Genomic DNA, 16,634 nt, shown 5'->3' with positions numbered 1-16,634 from the left:
GCGGTGATTAAGGTTGGCCGTACAGCTGTTGCGGCCAACCTTTGCCGCTATAATCGACCGTTTCAGAATACCAACCGGGATGCACCCCATGACCAAAGCCAGCAAGCGCAAGATTCTGGTAACCAGCGCATTGCCGTATGCCAACGGCGCCATTCACCTTGGCCACATGCTCGAGCACATCCAGACCGACGTCTGGGTGCGTTTCCAGAAGATGCGTGGGCATGATTGCCATTATGTGTGTGCCGATGACACCCACGGTGCGCCGATCATGCTGGCGGCGGAAAAGCAGGGCATCACCCCGGAACAGCTGATCGAACGCGTGAAGAGCGAGCATCTGGCCGACTTCACCGGCTTCCACATCGGCTACGACAACTACTACAGCACCAACTCGCCGGAGAACAAGCACTTCGCCGAGCACATCTACAAGACACTGAAGGCCGACGGCAAGATCGTCAGTCGCACCATCGAGCAGCTGTTCGATCCGGAAAAGCAGATGTTCCTGCCGGACCGCTTCGTGAAGGGCGAATGTCCGAAGTGCGGCGCCAAGGACCAGTACGGTGACAACTGTGAAGTGTGTGGTGCCACCTACAACCCGACCGAGCTGAAGAACCCGTACTCGGCGGTATCCGGCGCCACCCCGGTGCTGAAGACCTCCGAGCATTTCTTCTTCCGCCTCGGCGAGTGCGTGGACTTCCTCAAGGACTGGACCGGCGGCAGCAGCGTGCGTGCCGACGGCGTCAGCCAGCCGCACCTGCAGCCCGAGTCGCTGAACAAGATGAACGAGTGGATCGAAGGCGGCCTGCAGGACTGGGACATCAGCCGCGATGCGCCGTACTTCGGCTTCGAGATTCCGGATGCGCCGGGCAAGTACTTCTATGTATGGCTGGATGCGCCGATCGGCTACATGGCCAGCTTCAAGCACCTGTGCGAGCGCAGCGGCATCGATTTCGATGACTACTTCCGCGCCGATTCCGACGCCGAGATGTACCACTTCATCGGCAAGGACATCCTGTACTTCCACGCGCTGTTCTGGCCGGCGATGCTGAAGTTTGCCGGCTACCGCGCGCCGACCGGCGTGTTCGCCCACGGCTTCCTGACCGTGGATGGCCAGAAGATGTCCAAGTCGCGTGGCACCTTCATCACCGCCAAGAGCTACCTCGACTGCGGCCTGAACCCGGAATGGATGCGCTACTACATCGCCGGCAAGCTCAACGGCCGTATCGAGGACATCGACCTGAGCCTGGCCGACTTCGTGGCGCGGGTGAACTCCGATGTGGTCGGCAAGTATGTCAACATCGCCAGCCGCGCTGCCGGCTTCATCACCAAGCGCTTCGGCGGCCAGCTTGCGGCCAACGTCGAGGACGAAACCCGCCTGCTGGGCAATATCGCGGGCGAAGCGGAAAACATCGCCGCTGCGTTCGAAGCGCGCGAATACGCCAAGGCGCTGCGCGAGATCATGGCCATTGCCGACATCGTCAACGGTTATGTGGATGCCAACAAGCCGTGGGATCTGGCCAAACAGGAAGGGCAGGACGCCCGTCTGCACGAAGTGTGCACCGTGCTGATCAACGCCTTCCGCCTGCTGACCATCTACCTGAAGCCGGTACTGCCCAAGCTGGCGGAAGGCGTGGAAGTGTTCCTCAACATCGACCCGCTGCAGTGGGCCGATGCGCAGCAGCTGCTGCTGAATCATCACATCAAACCGTACCAGCACCTGATGCAGCGTATCGACCCGGTGCTGATCGACAAACTCATCGAAGCGAACAAACAGAGCATGGAAGCACAAGCACCGGCCGCCGCGGCCAACTACGAGCCGCTGGCCGACACCATCAAGATCGACGACTTTGCCAAGCTGGACCTGCGCGTGGGCAAGGTACTGGCCTGCAACTTTGTGGAGGGGTCGGACAAGCTGCTGCAGTTCAGCGTCGATCTGGGCTTTGAAACCCGCAACATCTTCTCCGGCATCCGTGCGGCCTACCAGCAGCCGGAGAAGCTGGTTGGCCGCAAGGTGATCGTGGTGGCCAACCTGGCCGAGCGCAAGATGCGCTTTGGCGTGTCGCAGGGCATGATCGTGTGTGCTTCCGGCGTGGAAGACGGCTCCGGCCTGTTCCTGCTGGATGCCGACGACGGCGCCCAGCCGGGTATGCGTATCGGTTAAGCAGCAGGCTGTTGCCGGCAAGCATGAAAACGCCCCGCATCGCGGGGCGTTTTGTTTGGGTGTCACGATCATGTCATCTGCCGGCCCTAAGCTGCTGATGTCATTGCGGATACGCGGTTATTCCACATTGGGGAGCACCCTTTTTGCCATTTCAGGCGCAGGCAAAAGCTTGCGCCAGCGCAAGGTGGCCTCACCGTGAAACTACGTATGGTCAATACTGTCGTAAGTGAGTACTTTGTATAGTCAATCATGCAGTACCAGTGTTCATAACAAGAATGACAATGTAAGGAAGAAATCATGCGAATCAATGAACTGTTGCCAGGCCATAACATCCTGGAAACTACCGATAGCGGTGAAACCCTGCGGTTTGAGGTTGTCACCGTACGCGCAATCGGCCGTCGTTACGAAATCACCATGCGTACTCCGGCAGGGCTGGAAAGTGTGTTATACCCGGCCAACGCTTACGTGCAGATTGCCGCGTAGGGCGGCCAGTAAAGTTTTTCGACAAATAGCTTGACGTACCCGTGATGGTTAGGTATTATTGGTCTTCTCTGCCGCGGGGTGGAGCAGTCTGGTAGCTCGTCGGGCTCATAACCCGAAGGTCGTAGGTTCGAATCCTGCCCCCGCAACCAAATACAAAAACCTGATTCAATTGAATAATTGAATCAGGTTTTTCGCATTTTAAGCGCCCGTAAAACAGTCACAAATCTACGTTGTGACAGATCTGTGCCAACTCCACGCAGTAGTCTGTGACAGAGACGTCTGGACTGCCCCGGCTCCTGTAGGCAATCCTGCCCTATGATTTGAGCATAGGAGGATATCTATGAGCACACAGCGTTTCACCCCTGAATTCAAAGAAGAAGCCGTCAAGCAGGTCACTGAGCGCGGCTACTCTGTTGCTGAAGTTTCCGCCCGGCTTGGGGTTTCTAGCCGCAGCCTGTACAAATGGGTGAAAGCAGTCAGCCCGGATAACTCGGAGAAACAGGCTGCCGAACTGCTCGAGGCCAAGAGCGAAATCCTTCGCCTGAAGGCGCAACTGCGTCGCACAGAAGAAGAGCGCGATATTCTAAAAAATGCCGCGCGGTACTTTGCCAGGGAGTCCGAGTAAGGTACCGCTGCATGAACGAGCATCGACATACCTGGCCGCTGACGACTATGAGCCGTTTGCTGCAAGTTGCCCGTGCCGGCTTCTATCAATGGCTACACCGCCCCGAGTCTGATCATGCCAAGGAAGATGCCAGATTGCTGGCGTTGATTCGCGACTCCTGGCGAGCCAGTGGCGGGGTGTATGAGTCGCGTCGGGTGCTGGGGGACCAGCGCGAGATTGGCGAGGTGTGCGGCAAACACCGTGTCGCCCGAATCATGCGGCAGCACAGTATCAAGGCACAGCGCGGTTATCAGGCACCACGACCCATTGCTGGTCGCCCTTCCTTGTTGGCCCCCAACCATCTGAATCGCGAGTTCACGACGTCACAGCCTGACCAGATCTGGGTGACGGACATTACTTACATCCGTACCTGGCAGGGGCAATATGGCAGTGATGACTGGCGTCGTTTCTGTCACACCCACAACCTTGAGCCCAGCATGAGTCGCCGTGGCAATTGCTGGGATAATGCTATGGCAGAGTCCTTCTTCAGCAGCCTGAAGAAGGAGCGTATCCGCAAGCGGATTTATAAAACCCGCGACTTGGCCAAGTCAGATGTATTCGATTACATCGAAGCTTTTTACAATCGCACCCGCCGCCACAGTCACCTGGGTGGCATCAGTCCCAGGGCCTTTGAGCGGGCCTCGGCGTGAGGCAGGAGTTTGTCTACTGCACCCGGGACAGTCCACTTTCCTGCCCCTCCAGCTAACGGCTAACAAAATTTATTGAACTTTTGATTTTTGTACAGTACAAATGATGTACAAACTTTTGTGCAGTTACTGGCAATGCCAAAGCAGGCGTGATGCGGCGGCGGTATTGTTTAGGAGGTTTCAATGAAAATTGCGGTGGTGGGGGCCGGCATTGCCGGTTTGTCTGCAGCCTGGCTGTTGAGTCGCAGTGGTCATCAGGTGGTGCTGTACGAAGCGAATGACTATGCCGGTGGCCACAGCAATACCGTCGATGTCAGCCTGCAGGGGATGACAGCGCCGGTGGATACCGGCTTTCTGGTGCATAACGATCGCACCTATCCCAATCTGACTCGTCTGTTCCGCTTGCTGGGTGTGGCGGTGCATGAGACGGAGATGACCTTCTCGGTAGCGCTGGAGCAGCCGCAGCTGGAGTGGGCCGGTACCAGCGTTGGCAGCCTGTTCGTGCAGCGGCGCAATCTGCTGCGCGGCCGCTTCTGGTACATGCTGGGCGACATCCTGCGCCTGCACCGCCTTGCGCCACGACTGCAGCAGGAAGCACATGCCAGTGGTGAAACCCTGGGCCAGATTCTGGATCGCTACCGCTTTGGCCAGACGCTACGCGACTGGTACCTGCTGCCGATGGGGGCGGCGATCTGGTCCAGCTCCACCCGCGGCATGGCGCAGTTTCCCGCTGCGACTTTCTTCGATTTCTGCCGCAACCACGGCCTGATGCAGGTGCTGGATCGCCCGCAGTGGAAGACGGTGCTGGGCGGCTCGCGCGAGTATGTGCGTCGCATGCTGACCGGATGCGGCCAACTGCGGCTGCAGTCGCCGGTAACGCGAGTGCGCCGCAGTGAGCAGGGCGTGCATGTCAGCAGCCGTCACGGCGAGGAGCACTACCACCAGCTGGTGCTGGCTTGTCACAGCGATCAGGCGCTGGCGCTGCTCAGCGATGCCGATGCCGCAGAGCAAAGCGTGCTCGGCCGGCTGCCGTACCAGCGCAACCGCGCGCTGCTGCATACCGATGCCAGCTTTCTTCCGCAGCGGCAAGCCGCCTGGGCGGCATGGAATTACCGTGTCGGCCGCCCGGGGCAGAGCGATCAGCCGGTAATGGTGAGCTATCTGCTCAACAAGCTGCAGCCGCTGCCGTTCAGCCAGCCGGTGATCGTCACGCTGAACCCCTACCGTGAACCTGCGCAGGTGCTGGCCGAGTTCGATTACGCCCACCCGGTGTTTGATACTGCCGCCATTGCCGCGCAACACGATCTTGCCGCGATCCAGGGGCGTCGCCATACCTGGTTTGCCGGCGCCTGGGCCGGCTATGGCTTCCATGAGGATGGCCTCAAGGCCGGCATGGCGGTGGCCCGCGGCCTGCATGCCGATATTCCGTGGCAGCTGGAGCGGCCGTTGCTGCAGCATGAAGTATTGCCGCCGCTGGCCGCACCGGAGTTGGCGTAATGCAGCCGCAACTGTATCGCGGCGAGGTGTGGCACGGGCGCTGCCTGCCAGTGCAGCACCAGTTCCGCTACCGCCATGCCTGGGTGGCGATCAGCCTGCCGCAGCAGGATGTGATGCAGCTGCGGCTGGCGCCCGGCGTGCGCTGGCAGCGCCGCCGTCACGGCCCGCGCGACGGTAGCCCGCTATGGCCGTGGCTGTGCCAGCGCCTGCGGGAGCACGGAGTACACGAGGTTGGCCGCATCGAGCTGCATACCCTGCCGGCGGTGCTGGGCTACGTGTTCAACCCGGTGAGCTTCTACCTGGTGCTGGATCACGACGAGCAATTGCGCGCGGTGTGGGTGGAGGTGAACAACACTTTTGGCGCGCATCACGACTACTGCCTGCGCCATCCGGACCTGGCACCGATCCGGCCCCGCGATGAATTTGTCGCTCCCAAGGCGCTACAGGTGTCGCCGTTTTTCCAGATCGAGGGCGACTACCGTTTCCGCTTCCAGCGCGATGCCGGCTCCGGCCGTTTCGGCGTGGCCATCGATTACCGCCGCGACGGCAGCCGGCGCGACTTTGCCGCGCGGCAGCAGGGTTGGCCGCAAGCGGCCACCGCGGCCAACGTCTGGCGCCTGGTGTTGTCCTGTGCCTCGCTGACCTTCGCCGTGTGGCTGCGCATCCACTGGCAGGCCTGGCGGCTGTGGCGCAAGGGCGCGCCGTTCTTTGGCAAGAACGGCCAAGTCGCCACGCCAGCGCCTGCCGGGCGCAGCGTCACCCCGATCAACGAACACGCTATCCCCAGCAAAATCCAACGGAGAGCCCAGCCATGAATACCGCTTCCGATACCCTGCGGCGCGCAGATGCGCCGGCCGCAACGCGCCAACCGCCTGCCAGCAAGCTGCCGTGGCTGGCGCGGCCCTTGCTCGCCGCCATGGAAAAGCTGCTGTATGGCGAGTTGCTGCTGCACACGCCGGATGGCGGCCAGCACTTGTACAGCGGTCGCCACCACGGCAGTCGCGCCGAGCTGCAGCTGCACGACTGGCGTGCGCTGCGCCGCATCGCGCTGTCCGGCGATATCGGTCTGGCCGAAGCCTGGCGGGATGGCCAGCTCTCGTCCAGTGACTGGCCGGCATTGATGAATCTGGCGCTGGAAAACGAGGCGGCTTTCGAGCGTGCCATCCACGGCAGCTGGCTGGGCACGCTGGGCTATCTGCTGCGCCACTTGTCGCGCGCCAACTCGCGCCGCGGCAGCCGGCGCAACATCCACGCCCATTACGACCTCGGCAACCCCTTCTACCGGCTGTGGCTGGATGCGGGCATGAGCTACTCGTCCGGTATCTATGCCGGTGATGCCACGCTGTCGCTGGCGCAGGCGCAAGAGGCCAAGTACCAGCGCATCCTGCAGCGGCTGGAGCCCGCGGCCGGCCAGCGCGTGCTGGAGATCGGCTGCGGCTGGGGCGGCTTTGCCGAGCAGGCGATCCGCCAGTGCGGCGTGCATGTGACGGGCCTCACCCTGTCCACCGAGCAGCTTGACTGGGCGCAGCAAAGGTTGGCCGCGGCCGGGCTGGCAGCGCACGCCGACTTGCGGCTGCAGGATTACCGCGATGTTGACGGCCAGTACGACTTCATCGTGTCGATCGAGATGCTGGAGGCGGTGGGCGAGCGCTGGTGGCCAAGCTACTTCGCCAAGCTGCGCGATTGCCTCAAGCCGGGCGGCAAGGCGCTGGTGCAGGTAATCACCATCGCCGACGAGCATTTCGCGCGCTATCGCAGCGGCACCGACTTTATCCAGCAGTACATCTTTCCCGGCGGCATGCTGCCGTCGCCGTCCCGCTTGCAGCAGGAGATCCAGCGCGCCGGCCTGCAGCTGGCCGACCGCTACACCTTTGGCGCCGATTACGCGCTGACGCTGCGTGCCTGGCTGGCGCGCTTCGAGCAGGCGCTGCCGCAGATCCGGCAGCAGGGCTTTGACGATGGCTTCATCCGTCTGTGGCAGTTCTATCTGTACTACTGCATCGCGGCGTTCGAAGCGGGGAGAACCGATGTTTGCCAACTGGAAATCCAGCGCCGTGTCTAGCGTGCTGCGTTACGGCGCGACCTTGTTGCTGTTGTCGGAGGCGGCCATGGCACTACCTGCAGAACTGAACGGTTTGCAGCCATTGGGGGCAGGGGACCTGCGCTGGTTCGGCTTCAAGCTGTACGACGCCACGCTGTATACCCGCCAGGGCCAGCCGTTTGACTGGAACCAGCCGTTTGCGCTGTCGCTGCGCTATGCGCGCGATATCCCGTCCGCCCGCATCGTGGATGCCAGCGTGGAGGAAATGCAGCGTTACGGCATGCCGGCGGAGCGCAAGAACAGCTGGCGGGCGCTGATGCAGAACGCCTTTCCCGATGTGAAGCAGGGCGACGAAATCATCGGCGCTTACCAGGCTGGCAGCGTGCGCTTCTGGCACAACGGCCGCCTTACCGCCGCGGTGGAGGACCCGTTGTTCGGACGGCTGTTCTTCCGCATCTGGCTGGACCCGGCCTCGCGTGCGCCGGCCCTGCGCCAGCAGTTGCTGCGGAGCCCCGGATGAACGCGCGGCAACTGGCGCTGGCCGGCCTCGGCGGCTTGCCGCTGGCGATGGTGGCGCTGCCGCTGTACGTGCACACCCCGGCGCTGTATGCGCGCGAATTCGGCGTGGCGCTGGGCAGCCTGGGCGTGGTGCTGTTTGCCTGCCGGCTGCTGGATACCCTGCTCGACCCCCTGCTGGGGCGCTGGCAGGACCGGCTGGCGCCGGCACGGCAGCATGCGGCCAACCTGTTGGCCGCCATCGTCGGGCTGGGCGGTTATGGCTGGTTGCTGTACCCGCAGGCCGGCATGCCGCTGCTGGCGCAGCTGGCGCTGGCCCTGCTGCTGGTGTACCTGGCGCACGGCTGGCTGAACATCGCGCTGCTGCGCTACGGCGCGGCGCTGTGGCCGACGCCGGCCGGGCGCATGCGGGTGGCGGCGTGGCGGGAAGGCTGGGGCGTGCTGGGGGTATTGCTGGCAGCCGCCTTGCCTGCCTGGTGGGCGGCCAGCAGCGGCGAGCTGGCGGCCATGCGCCAGTTCCTGTGGTGGCTGCTGCCATGCAGCGTGCTGGCGCTGCTGGCCGCGGCGCTGGCACCGGCGGCAGCGGCCACGTTGGCCGCCGGCCGGCAAGGTGGCGACTGGTGGCGCTCGCGCCGGCTGCAGCTGGCGGGCGCGGTGTTGCTGCTCAATGCATTGGCGATGGCGCTGCCGGCCACGCTGTTCCAGTTCTACGTGGCCGATGTGCTGCAGCTGGGGCACGCCGCCGGGCCGCTGCTGTTGCTGTACTTCCTGGCCGCCATGCTGGCGATGCCGCTGTGGGTGCGGCTGGCCGACCGGGTCGGCAAGGTGCGCGCCTGGCGTGGCGGCATGCTGCTGGCGCTGCTGGGCTTCGTGCCGGTGCTGTGGTTGGCCGCCGGGGCGCTTGCCGGCTTTGCCCTGGTCTGCGTGCTGACCGGCATGGCGCTGGGGGCGGATCTGGCGTTCGGCAGCGCGCTGGTGGCCGACGAGCTGGGCGACAACGTCGCCAGCCACGGCGGCGCCGCGTTCGGCGTGGTGTCGATGCTGGGCAAACTGGCCCTGGCGCTGGCGGCCGGCATCGCGCTGCCGCTGGCGCAGTGGAGCGGCTACCAGCCGGGCGAGGCTGCCGGCGGCCTGCTGTATCTGTACGCCGGCCTGCCGGCGATCTGCAAACTGTCGGCCTGGTGGCTGTTGCGCCGCCTGCCGCAAACCGGAGAGTCACCATGTGGCAATTCGCACGCTTTGCGCTGGCGCTGATCGCGGCGCTGCTGGCCGGCTGTTCTACCGCCAGCATTGATGATTACCGTGCTACGCGGCCAACGTTTGATCTGCAGCAGTTCTTTGCCGGCCCGCTCACCGCGCATGGCATGTTCCAGGACCGCAGCGGCAAGGTGCTGCGGCGCTTTACCGTCAGCATGCAGGGACGCTGGCAGGGTGACACCGGCGTGCTGGACGAGCAGTTCCGCTACGACGATGGCGAGACCCAGCGTCGGGTGTGGACCCTGAAAAAACTGCCGGATGGCCGCTATCTGGGCACCGCTGGCGATGTGGTGGGCGAGGCCAGCGGCCGCACCGAAGGCTTTGCGCTGTTTTGGGACTACACCCTGCGCCTGCCGGTGGATGGCAAGGAGTACGAAGTCCGCTTTGCCGACTGGATGTACCAGCTGGACGAGCGCAGCGTGCTCAACCGCTCGGTGATGAGCAAGTTCGGCGTGCGGCTGGGCGAAGTCACGCTGTATATCCGCAAGGAGGGCACGCCATGAGCCTCAATCCCCGCTTGCGCGACTGGCAGGGCCAGCATGTGTGGCTGATCGGCGCCGGCCATGGCATTGGCGCCGCGCTGGCACGCCAGCTGCGGGCTGCCGGCGCGATGCTGGCCCTTTCCGGACGCAGCGAGGACGCGCTGCGCGCGGTGGCTGGCGACGATGCGCATTGCCTGGTGCTGCCGCTGGATGTCACCCGCGAGCAGGACTGGCAGCAGGCTTGCGGCCAACTACTGCAACGTTGGCCGCGTATCGATCTGGTGGTGATGCTGGCTGGCGATTACCGCGCGGTGCGTGCCTGGCAGCTGACACCCCAGCTGGCGCGACAGATGGTGGAGGTCAACCTGCTGGGAGTGATGTACGGCACCGCCGCGGTGATGCCGACCCTGCTGCGGCAGCGGCACGGCAGCATCGCGCTGGTGGCCAGTGTCGCCGGCTGGGGCGGCATGCCCAACGCGCTGGTGTACGGCGCCACCAAGGCGGCGGTGAACCACTTTGCCCAGAGCCTGTTCCTGGACTTGCGGCCGCACGGCATCGGCGTGCATGTGGTCAACCCGGGCTTTGTCGACACGCGGCTTACCGCGCAGAACGACTTTGCCATGCCGGCGCTGATTTCGCCCGAGCAGGCCGCCAGCGCCATGCTGGCCGGTCTGGCGCGCGGCGACTTCGACATCCACTTCCCGCGCCGCTTCAGCCTGCTGCTGAAGCTGGCGTCACATTTGCCCTACCGGCTGTATTTCTGGCTGGCTCACAAGGTTACCGGCTTATGAATCCGATGCTTGCCCGCCACCTGGACTGCTTCGCCAAGCTGTCGCCGGCCACGCTGGCGCAGATCGACCAGGTATATGCCGCCGATGCCAGCTTTCAGGATCCGTTTCACGCCCTGCGCGGCCGCGCGGCGATCCAGGCGGTGTATGCGCGCATGTTCGATACCCTGACGCAGCCACGTTTCGTCATCGGCGAGGTGCTGCAGCAGGACAGCAGCGCATTCGTCACCTGGGATTTCTGTTTTGCCCTCAACGGCCGCCAGCAGCAGATCCACGGCGGTACGCTATTGCGGCTGGATGCCGCCGGACTGATCTGCGAACACTGCGACTACTGGGACGCCGCCGCCGGCGTGTATGAACAATTGCCGGTGCTGGGCTGGCTGCTGCGCCGCCTCAAGCGGCGCATGGCATAATGCCGGCCTTCGGCCATTTACCCGCTGCCTCTGCCATGTCTGCCGCCACCACGCCCACCCCTGCCGGATTGCCCATTGCCGCCGTCGAGCGCGACACCGGCATCCCCAAGGATTTGCTGCGCATGTGGGAGCGTCGCTACGGCTTTCCGCAGCCGCAGCGCGATGCCGCCGGCGACCGGCAGTATTCGGCGGCCGAAGTCGCCAAACTGCGCTTGATCAGCCGGCTGCTCGATCTCGGTTTCCGCCCGGGCAAGCTGGTGCGGCTGGAGCTGGCGGCCTTGCAGGCGCTGACCGAGCAGCACACGCCGCAGCTGGAGGTACCCGCCAGTTGCAGCCAGCTGGTGCCTGTGCTGCAGGGACATGTGGCGGCCGCGGTGCGCGAATATCTGCGCCATCAGCTGCTGGAGCTGGGCTTGCGGCGCTTTGTGCAGGAGTTTCTGCCGGCGGCCAACCGGCTGGTCGGCGATGCCTGGCTGCGCGGCGAATTGCAGGTCTACGAAGAACACCTGTATTCGGAGGAAGTCACCCGCGTCATTCGCGAGTCGCTGTCGGCCGTGCCGGCCGGGCGGCAAAGCCCGCGGGTGATGCTGACCACTTGTCCTGGCGAGCAGCATGTGCTGGGCCTGCTGATGGTGGAGACACTGCTGCGGCTGCAAGGCTGCGACACCATTGCCTTTGGCGCGCAGATGCCGCTGGGCGACATCGTGCAGGCCGCCGGCAAGCATGCGGTGGATGTGGTGGTGCTGTCGTTCTCGCCGTCCTACGAGGGCAGTGTGGGCAGCGATCTGACGCAGCTGGCGTCGCAACTGCCGCCGCAGGCGCAGCTGTGGGTCGGGGGCGGCGGCTGCCGCCAGCTGCCGGCCTTGCCGCCGCAGGTCTGTCATGTGCGTGATCTGGCCGAGCTGGATACCCTGGTGGCGCAGTGGCGACAGCCATCCTGAGCCGCGCCTGATCTGTCGTCCTGCCTGCTGGCGGTTTCCCCGCCACCCCGTTTCCCTTGCTGTCTTCCTGTCGTACCACGTTGGCCGCACTGTCGCCGCTACAACAGCTTGGCCGCGACATCGCCATGCCGCTACCACTAGGCCGAATGGAGAGTAGGCTAAGCCGCGCTGTGATGGTTAAATCAGGCCAGCGGCCGTGATTGTCATTGGCATTGGATGACTTGCTCCGGGCAAGGTGGGTGAACGTAGCGATGGCATTGAAAAAACCTGGTTGGGTGGCGGCAGGCCGGCAGCGTCTGCCTGTGTTGAGCAGAGCACTGCTTATCTTGCTTGGCGGCACGCTGCTGAGCATTGTGTTGTTCCTGTTGCAGGCGCGCGATAACCAGCAGCACTTGCAGCGGGCGCTGGAACAGCGTGCCCAGGTCCTTGCCGACCAGGCGATTGCCCGGCTGCAAAACATGCAGCACGGGCTGCAGGATGTCCGCGCCATGGTACTGACGCTGGGCGAGTGGGGAATCAGCCGCGAGCAGTTCCGCCGTTACAGCGAGCAACGCGACATCGCCAGCCGTTTTCCCGGCGCCCGCGGTTTTGGCCTGATCCGGCGCGTGCCGGCCGGCATGCAGGACAGCTTTGTCGCGCGTGCCCGTGCCGATGGCGCGCCGGACTTTACACCCCGCCTTCTTAACCCGCATCCGGGTGACAGCTACATCATCCAGTACATCGAGCCGGTGGCGCAGAACCGCACCGCGGTCGGGCTGGACGTGGCCTCCGAAGCGCACCGGCGGGAAGCGGCCGAGCGCGCGATGCGCAGCGGCATGCCGGCGCTGACCGGACCCATCACCCTGGTGCAGGCCACGGCACAGCGCCAGCAGTCTTTCCTGATGCTGCAACCGATTTTCCGCCCGGGCATGCCGCTGGCGACTGCCGCACAGCGTGAAACCGCGCTGCTGGGCTGGTCGTATGCGCCCTTGTCGATGGGCAGTGTCCTGCAGGGTCTGCAACCGGCAGACGGCAGCCTGACCCTGCGTTTCAGCGATCTGCAAGACGGCAAGCCAGCGGAGGTGTTCTTCGACTCCACGGCGGCGCATGCCGGCACGCCGGTATTGGCGCGTTACGCGCTGGCGCGCCAGGTAATGGGGCGGCAATGGTCCATCGAGGTGCTGGCGCACCCGGCGTTTGCCGCCAGCCTGCAGCAAACCCCGCCTGCCAAGGTGCTGGTGCTGGGATTGGCGCTGACGCTGCTGCTGAGCCTGATCTACATCCAGTGGCGGGAGGGCAAGTCCGGTCAGGCGCTGGTTCAGCGCGAGCAGGCTCGTCTGGCCACCATCGTGAAGCATGCCAGCGACGCCATCGTCGGCGAGGACATGGCTGGCCGGGTGATCTTCTGGAACGAGGCGGCGGAAAAGCTGTTCGGCTACAGCGCGGCGGAGGCGCTGGGCCGCCCGGTGGCGGAGTTGTTGCTGCCGGCGGGAGAAGGCGGCGAGGAGCAGGCCTTGCTCACACGCCTGTCAAACGGGGAGTGGGTGGCGCCGTTTGATGCCCAGCGCCGTTGTCGCGATGGCAGCATGCTGGATGTGTCGGTGACGTTGGCCGCAATGCGTGATGCGCAGGGCAAGGTGATCGGGGTGGCCAAGTTCATCCGCGATATCGCCAAGCGCAAGGCGCGGGAACGGCAGCTGCTGGAATTCAACGACCTGCTGGAGCAACAGGTGCGCGAGCGTACCGCCTCGCTGGAGGCGGCGCGGCATGACCTGGCGCAGGTGATCAATGCCTTGCCGTCGATGATCGGCTACTGGGACAAAAACCTGGTCAACCGGGTTGCCAACCATGCGTACTCGGACTGGTTCGGTTGTGATGCCGATGCCTTGCCGGGCACCCGGCTGCAAGACCTGCTGGGACCGGTGCTGTTCGAGAAAAACCGTCCTTATGTCGAGGCGGCGCTGCAAGGGCAGGTGCAGGTGTTCGAGCGGGAGATCCCGCACCCGTCGGGCCGCAGCCGCTATTCGCTGGCCAACTATCTGCCGGACGTGGTCGATGGTGAAGTGCGTGGCTTCTATGTGATTGTGCATGACGTCACGTCGCTGAAACTGGCGCAGCAAGAGTCGGCGCGGCTGGCCGCACTATTGGGCGATGTGCTGCGAGCCGCCTCGGAGATTTCCATCATCGCGACCGACCGCGATGGGGTGATCCGCATTTTCAACGCCGGCGCCGAGCACCTGCTGGGCTGGTCGGCAGCCGACATGGTCGGCAAGCAGACGCCGGCCGTGATCCACGTGGCGGAAGAAGTCGCGGCACGCAGCCAGGAACTGAGCAAGGAGTACGGCCAGGCTATCGAAGGCTTCCGCACCTTTGTGCACATCGCCGAACAACAGGGGGCGGAAACCCGCGAGTGGACTTATGTCCGCCGCGACGGCAGCCGTTTCCCGGTGTCGCTGGTGGTGACCACCATGCGTGATGCGGCGGGCGAGATCAGCGGCTATCTGGGCATTGCCCAGGACATAACCGAGCGCCGGCGGGTCGAGCGCATGAAGGACGAGTTCGTGTCCACCATCAGCCACGAACTGCGCACGCCGATGAACGCGATGATCGGCCTTGCCTACCTGCTGGAGCAGACCGAGCTGGATGCCGAGCAGCAGCAACTGCTGGGCAAGCTGCAGCAATCGGGACAGGCGCTGCTCGGCATCATCAACGATGTGCTGGACTACTCCAAGATCGAGGCCGGGCGGCTGGAAGTGGAGGAGAGCCCGTTCTCGCTGTCCGAAGTATTGCAGACCGCCATGGACATGTTCCAGACCCAGGCGCGGCAAAAGGGTGTGGCGTTGCAGCTGCAGGCGCAAGACGGTTTGCCGGACTTGCTGTCCGGCGATGCCTTGCGATTGCGGCAGGTGCTGGTCAATCTGCTGGGCAATGCCTTGAAGTTCACCGCCAGCGGCAGTGTGGTGTTGGCCGCAAAATGGCAGCCGGTGCCAGACCAGGATGCGGTGTACCTGAATATCGCGGTGAGCGATACCGGCATCGGCATGGGGCCGGAGGTGCTGGCGGCGCTGTTCAAGCCCTTCAGCCAGGCCGATGCCTCGACCACGCGGCGCTTTGGCGGTACCGGGCTGGGGCTGTCCATTGCCAAGCGGCTGGTGGAAATGATGGGCGGCGAAATCGGCGTGGAAAGCACCCTGGGACAGGGCAGCCGCTTCTGGTTCTGGCTCCCGTTCTCGCTGGTAGGGCAGTCGGCACCGCAGGCCGTGCCGGCCACCACGCCGCTGGATGTTGTGATCGTGGATGACAATCCGGCCGATCGTCTGGCGCTGCTGGCGATAGCCCAGAGTCTGGGCTGGCAGGCCCAGGCGCTGTCGTCGGGCAAGGAGCTGCTGCAGTTGGCCGCACAGCGCCGGCAGCAGGGGCAGGACTTGCCGGAGGCGCTGATCGTCGACTGGCAAATGCCGGACATGGATGGTCTGGATACCCTGGCGGCTCTGGAGCAGGGCTGGGGGCCACAGCCGTTGCCGGCGGCGCTGGTGGTGAGCATGCACGAGCGACAGGCGATCCGGCAGCTGGATTACCGCCATCTGGCCGGGGATATCCTCACCAAGCCGGTACATGCGGCCGAGCTGTTCAATGCCTTGAACAACGTCATGAAAGGCCACGATGGCAGTGGTACCCGGCTGGGGCGGGCCACGCAGCTGGGCAACGGCGTGCTGCTGTGTTTGCCGCAGCTACGCGTGCTGCTGGTTGATGACAGCGAAATCAATCTCGACGTTGGCCGCAGGTTGCTGGAGTCGGAAGGCGCTATCGTGACGCTGGCGTACAACGGCCTGCAGGCGCTGCAGTGCCTGCGGGAGGCCGCCGGCACGATCGATCTGGTGCTGATGGATGTGCAGATGCCGGAGATGGATGGGCTGGAAGCGACGCGACGTCTGCGCCAGGAGCTTGGCCTGACTACCCTGCCGGTACTGGCGCTGACTGCCAGCGCGCACAGCGAGGAGCGGGCGCGTGCCCTGGCGGTGGGCATGAATGGTTTCCTCAGCAAGCCGCTGGAGCCGGCAACCTTGTTCCGTGCCGTGCGTGCCGCCATCGAGCAGGCCAGCGGCAGGCTGCTGCCGGTCGCCAACGGCGAGAAATATCGCGAGCAGCACCGCGCCGCGTGGCCGGAGGTGGCGGGGATCGACAATCAGCAGGCCGCCCAGCGGCTCAACTACGATGTCGAGCTGTTCCCGCGGCTGTTGCGGCATTTGCTGGACGAGTTCGCGCCGGATTCGGTGCCGGACGCGCCGCAGGACGCCGCCGCCCGCGACATGCTGCGGGCGCGCATGCACAAGCTGCGCGGCAGTGCCGCAACGGTGGGGGCCAGCGAGGTGCAGGAACTGGCGGCGCAGGCCGAAGCCTTGCTGGCTGGCACCACTATCGACATTCCGGCGGAGGCCGCCGCACTGCAGGCGGTGCGACAGGCGCTGCGGGAGCTGGAACAAGCGGCACGGCAGCTCCTGCAGGAAGTCTCCGAGCGGGCGGCTCATAACCACGGCCAACATGTCGACCCTCTTGACCAGATGCACTGGGAGCAATTGCAGGCTATGCTGCGCCAGCAGGATCTGGCGGCGCTGCCCCTGTTCGAAGGCATGCTGCCGGCGCTGCGCGAGCAGTTTGGTGCTGACCGTGTTGCCCGCCTGGCGGCGGCGCTGGAAAAACTCGATTTTACTGCCGGGCTGCAGTTGATGCAGACCATGTCTTTTACCGCGACAAGAGCTGTCTGACG

General features: G+C 64.5%; 12 protein-coding genes, 1 tRNA gene and 1 pseudogene. All 14 read left to right on the top strand.

What is annotated here, in order from left to right; all coding sequences use genetic code 11:
• Positions 1-88: 88 nt before the first annotated feature.
• Positions 89-2,158 carry a methionine--tRNA ligase gene (gene metG, locus HU218_RS09655; protein ID WP_174874733.1) on the top strand — a complete coding sequence of 690 codons (2,070 nt, stop codon included), beginning with the start codon at positions 89-91 and terminating at the stop codon, positions 2,156-2,158.
• A gap of 297 nt (positions 2,159-2,455) precedes the next feature.
• Positions 2,456-2,641 (top strand): hypothetical protein, encoded by a 186-nt coding sequence (locus tag HU218_RS09650; protein WP_174874732.1) that lies wholly within the window; start codon positions 2,456-2,458, stop codon positions 2,639-2,641.
• Between the two features lie 72 nt (positions 2,642-2,713).
• A tRNA-Met gene (locus HU218_RS09645) sits at positions 2,714-2,790 on the top strand.
• Between the two features lie 191 nt (positions 2,791-2,981).
• Positions 2,982-3,955 (top strand): annotated as a pseudogene (locus tag HU218_RS09635) (IS3 family transposase).
• A 180-nt stretch (positions 3,956-4,135) separates the two neighbouring features.
• Positions 4,136-5,449, top strand: a complete 1,314-nt coding sequence (locus HU218_RS09630; protein ID WP_174874729.1) for an NAD(P)/FAD-dependent oxidoreductase — start codon at positions 4,136-4,138, stop codon at positions 5,447-5,449.
• Positions 5,449-6,264 (top strand): DUF1365 domain-containing protein, encoded by an 816-nt coding sequence (locus tag HU218_RS09625; RefSeq protein ID WP_174874728.1) that lies wholly within the window; start codon positions 5,449-5,451, stop codon positions 6,262-6,264. Before HU218_RS09630 ends, HU218_RS09625 begins: the two co-directional genes overlap by 1 nt.
• The gene (locus HU218_RS09620) at positions 6,261-7,511 is read left to right on the top strand and encodes an SAM-dependent methyltransferase (RefSeq protein ID WP_174874727.1); all 1,251 of its coding nucleotides are present in this window, start codon (positions 6,261-6,263) and stop codon (positions 7,509-7,511) included. Before HU218_RS09625 ends, HU218_RS09620 begins: the two co-directional genes overlap by 4 nt.
• Entirely contained in the window at positions 7,477-8,010 is a 534-nt protein-coding gene (locus HU218_RS09615) for a chalcone isomerase family protein (RefSeq protein WP_217450777.1), read from the top strand. Before HU218_RS09620 ends, HU218_RS09615 begins: the two co-directional genes overlap by 35 nt.
• Entirely contained in the window at positions 8,007-9,260 is a 1,254-nt protein-coding gene (locus HU218_RS09610) for an MFS transporter (protein ID WP_174874726.1), read from the top strand. Before HU218_RS09615 ends, HU218_RS09610 begins: the two co-directional genes overlap by 4 nt.
• Positions 9,227-9,766, top strand: a complete 540-nt coding sequence (locus HU218_RS09605) for a DUF3833 domain-containing protein (RefSeq protein ID WP_174874725.1) — start codon at positions 9,227-9,229, stop codon at positions 9,764-9,766. The genes HU218_RS09610 and HU218_RS09605 overlap by 34 nt, the downstream gene beginning before the upstream one ends.
• Complete coding sequence (locus HU218_RS09600; protein WP_174874724.1) at positions 9,763-10,536, top strand: SDR family NAD(P)-dependent oxidoreductase; 774 nt, start codon at positions 9,763-9,765, stop codon at positions 10,534-10,536. The genes HU218_RS09605 and HU218_RS09600 overlap by 4 nt, the downstream gene beginning before the upstream one ends.
• A complete protein-coding gene (locus HU218_RS09595) occupies positions 10,533-10,946 on the top strand; it encodes a nuclear transport factor 2 family protein (RefSeq protein ID WP_174874723.1) in 414 nt (137 codons plus the stop codon). The genes HU218_RS09600 and HU218_RS09595 overlap by 4 nt, the downstream gene beginning before the upstream one ends.
• Positions 10,947-10,981: 35 nt before the next feature.
• Entirely contained in the window at positions 10,982-11,887 is a 906-nt protein-coding gene (locus tag HU218_RS09590) for a MerR family transcriptional regulator (protein ID WP_174874722.1), read from the top strand.
• Positions 11,888-12,189: 302 nt separating this feature from the next.
• Positions 12,190-16,632, top strand: coding sequence for a CHASE domain-containing hybrid sensor histidine kinase/response regulator (locus HU218_RS09585; protein WP_217450776.1), 4,443 nt, complete (start codon positions 12,190-12,192; stop codon positions 16,630-16,632).
• Positions 16,633-16,634: the final 2 nt, after the last annotated feature.

The organism is Vogesella oryzae (genome assembly GCF_902829295.1).
GTDB classification, from domain to species: Bacteria; Pseudomonadota; Gammaproteobacteria; order Burkholderiales; family Chromobacteriaceae; genus Vogesella; species Vogesella oryzae.
The sequence above is the reverse complement of the archived record's forward strand: the minus strand, read 5'-3'. Positions and strand labels throughout refer to the sequence as shown.

Bases quoted from the DNA above. Each gene is read 5' to 3' on its own strand.
- metG (WP_174874733.1), top strand. From the start codon at position 89: ATGACCAAAGCCAGCAAGCGCAAGATTCTGGTAACCAGCGCATTGCCG.
- HU218_RS09650 (WP_174874732.1), top strand. From the start codon at position 2,456: ATGCGAATCAATGAACTGTTGCCAGGCCATAACATCCTGGAAACTACC.
- HU218_RS09630 (WP_174874729.1), top strand. From the start codon at position 4,136: ATGAAAATTGCGGTGGTGGGGGCCGGCATTGCCGGTTTGTCTGCAGCC.
- HU218_RS09625 (WP_174874728.1), top strand. From the start codon at position 5,449: ATGCAGCCGCAACTGTATCGCGGCGAGGTGTGGCACGGGCGCTGCCTG.
- HU218_RS09620 (WP_174874727.1), top strand. From the start codon at position 6,261: ATGAATACCGCTTCCGATACCCTGCGGCGCGCAGATGCGCCGGCCGCA.
- HU218_RS09615 (WP_217450777.1), top strand. From the start codon at position 7,477: ATGTTTGCCAACTGGAAATCCAGCGCCGTGTCTAGCGTGCTGCGTTAC.
- HU218_RS09610 (WP_174874726.1), top strand. From the start codon at position 8,007: ATGAACGCGCGGCAACTGGCGCTGGCCGGCCTCGGCGGCTTGCCGCTG.
- HU218_RS09605 (WP_174874725.1), top strand. From the start codon at position 9,227: ATGTGGCAATTCGCACGCTTTGCGCTGGCGCTGATCGCGGCGCTGCTG.
- HU218_RS09600 (WP_174874724.1), top strand. From the start codon at position 9,763: ATGAGCCTCAATCCCCGCTTGCGCGACTGGCAGGGCCAGCATGTGTGG.
- HU218_RS09595 (WP_174874723.1), top strand. From the start codon at position 10,533: ATGAATCCGATGCTTGCCCGCCACCTGGACTGCTTCGCCAAGCTGTCG.
- HU218_RS09590 (WP_174874722.1), top strand. From the start codon at position 10,982: ATGTCTGCCGCCACCACGCCCACCCCTGCCGGATTGCCCATTGCCGCC.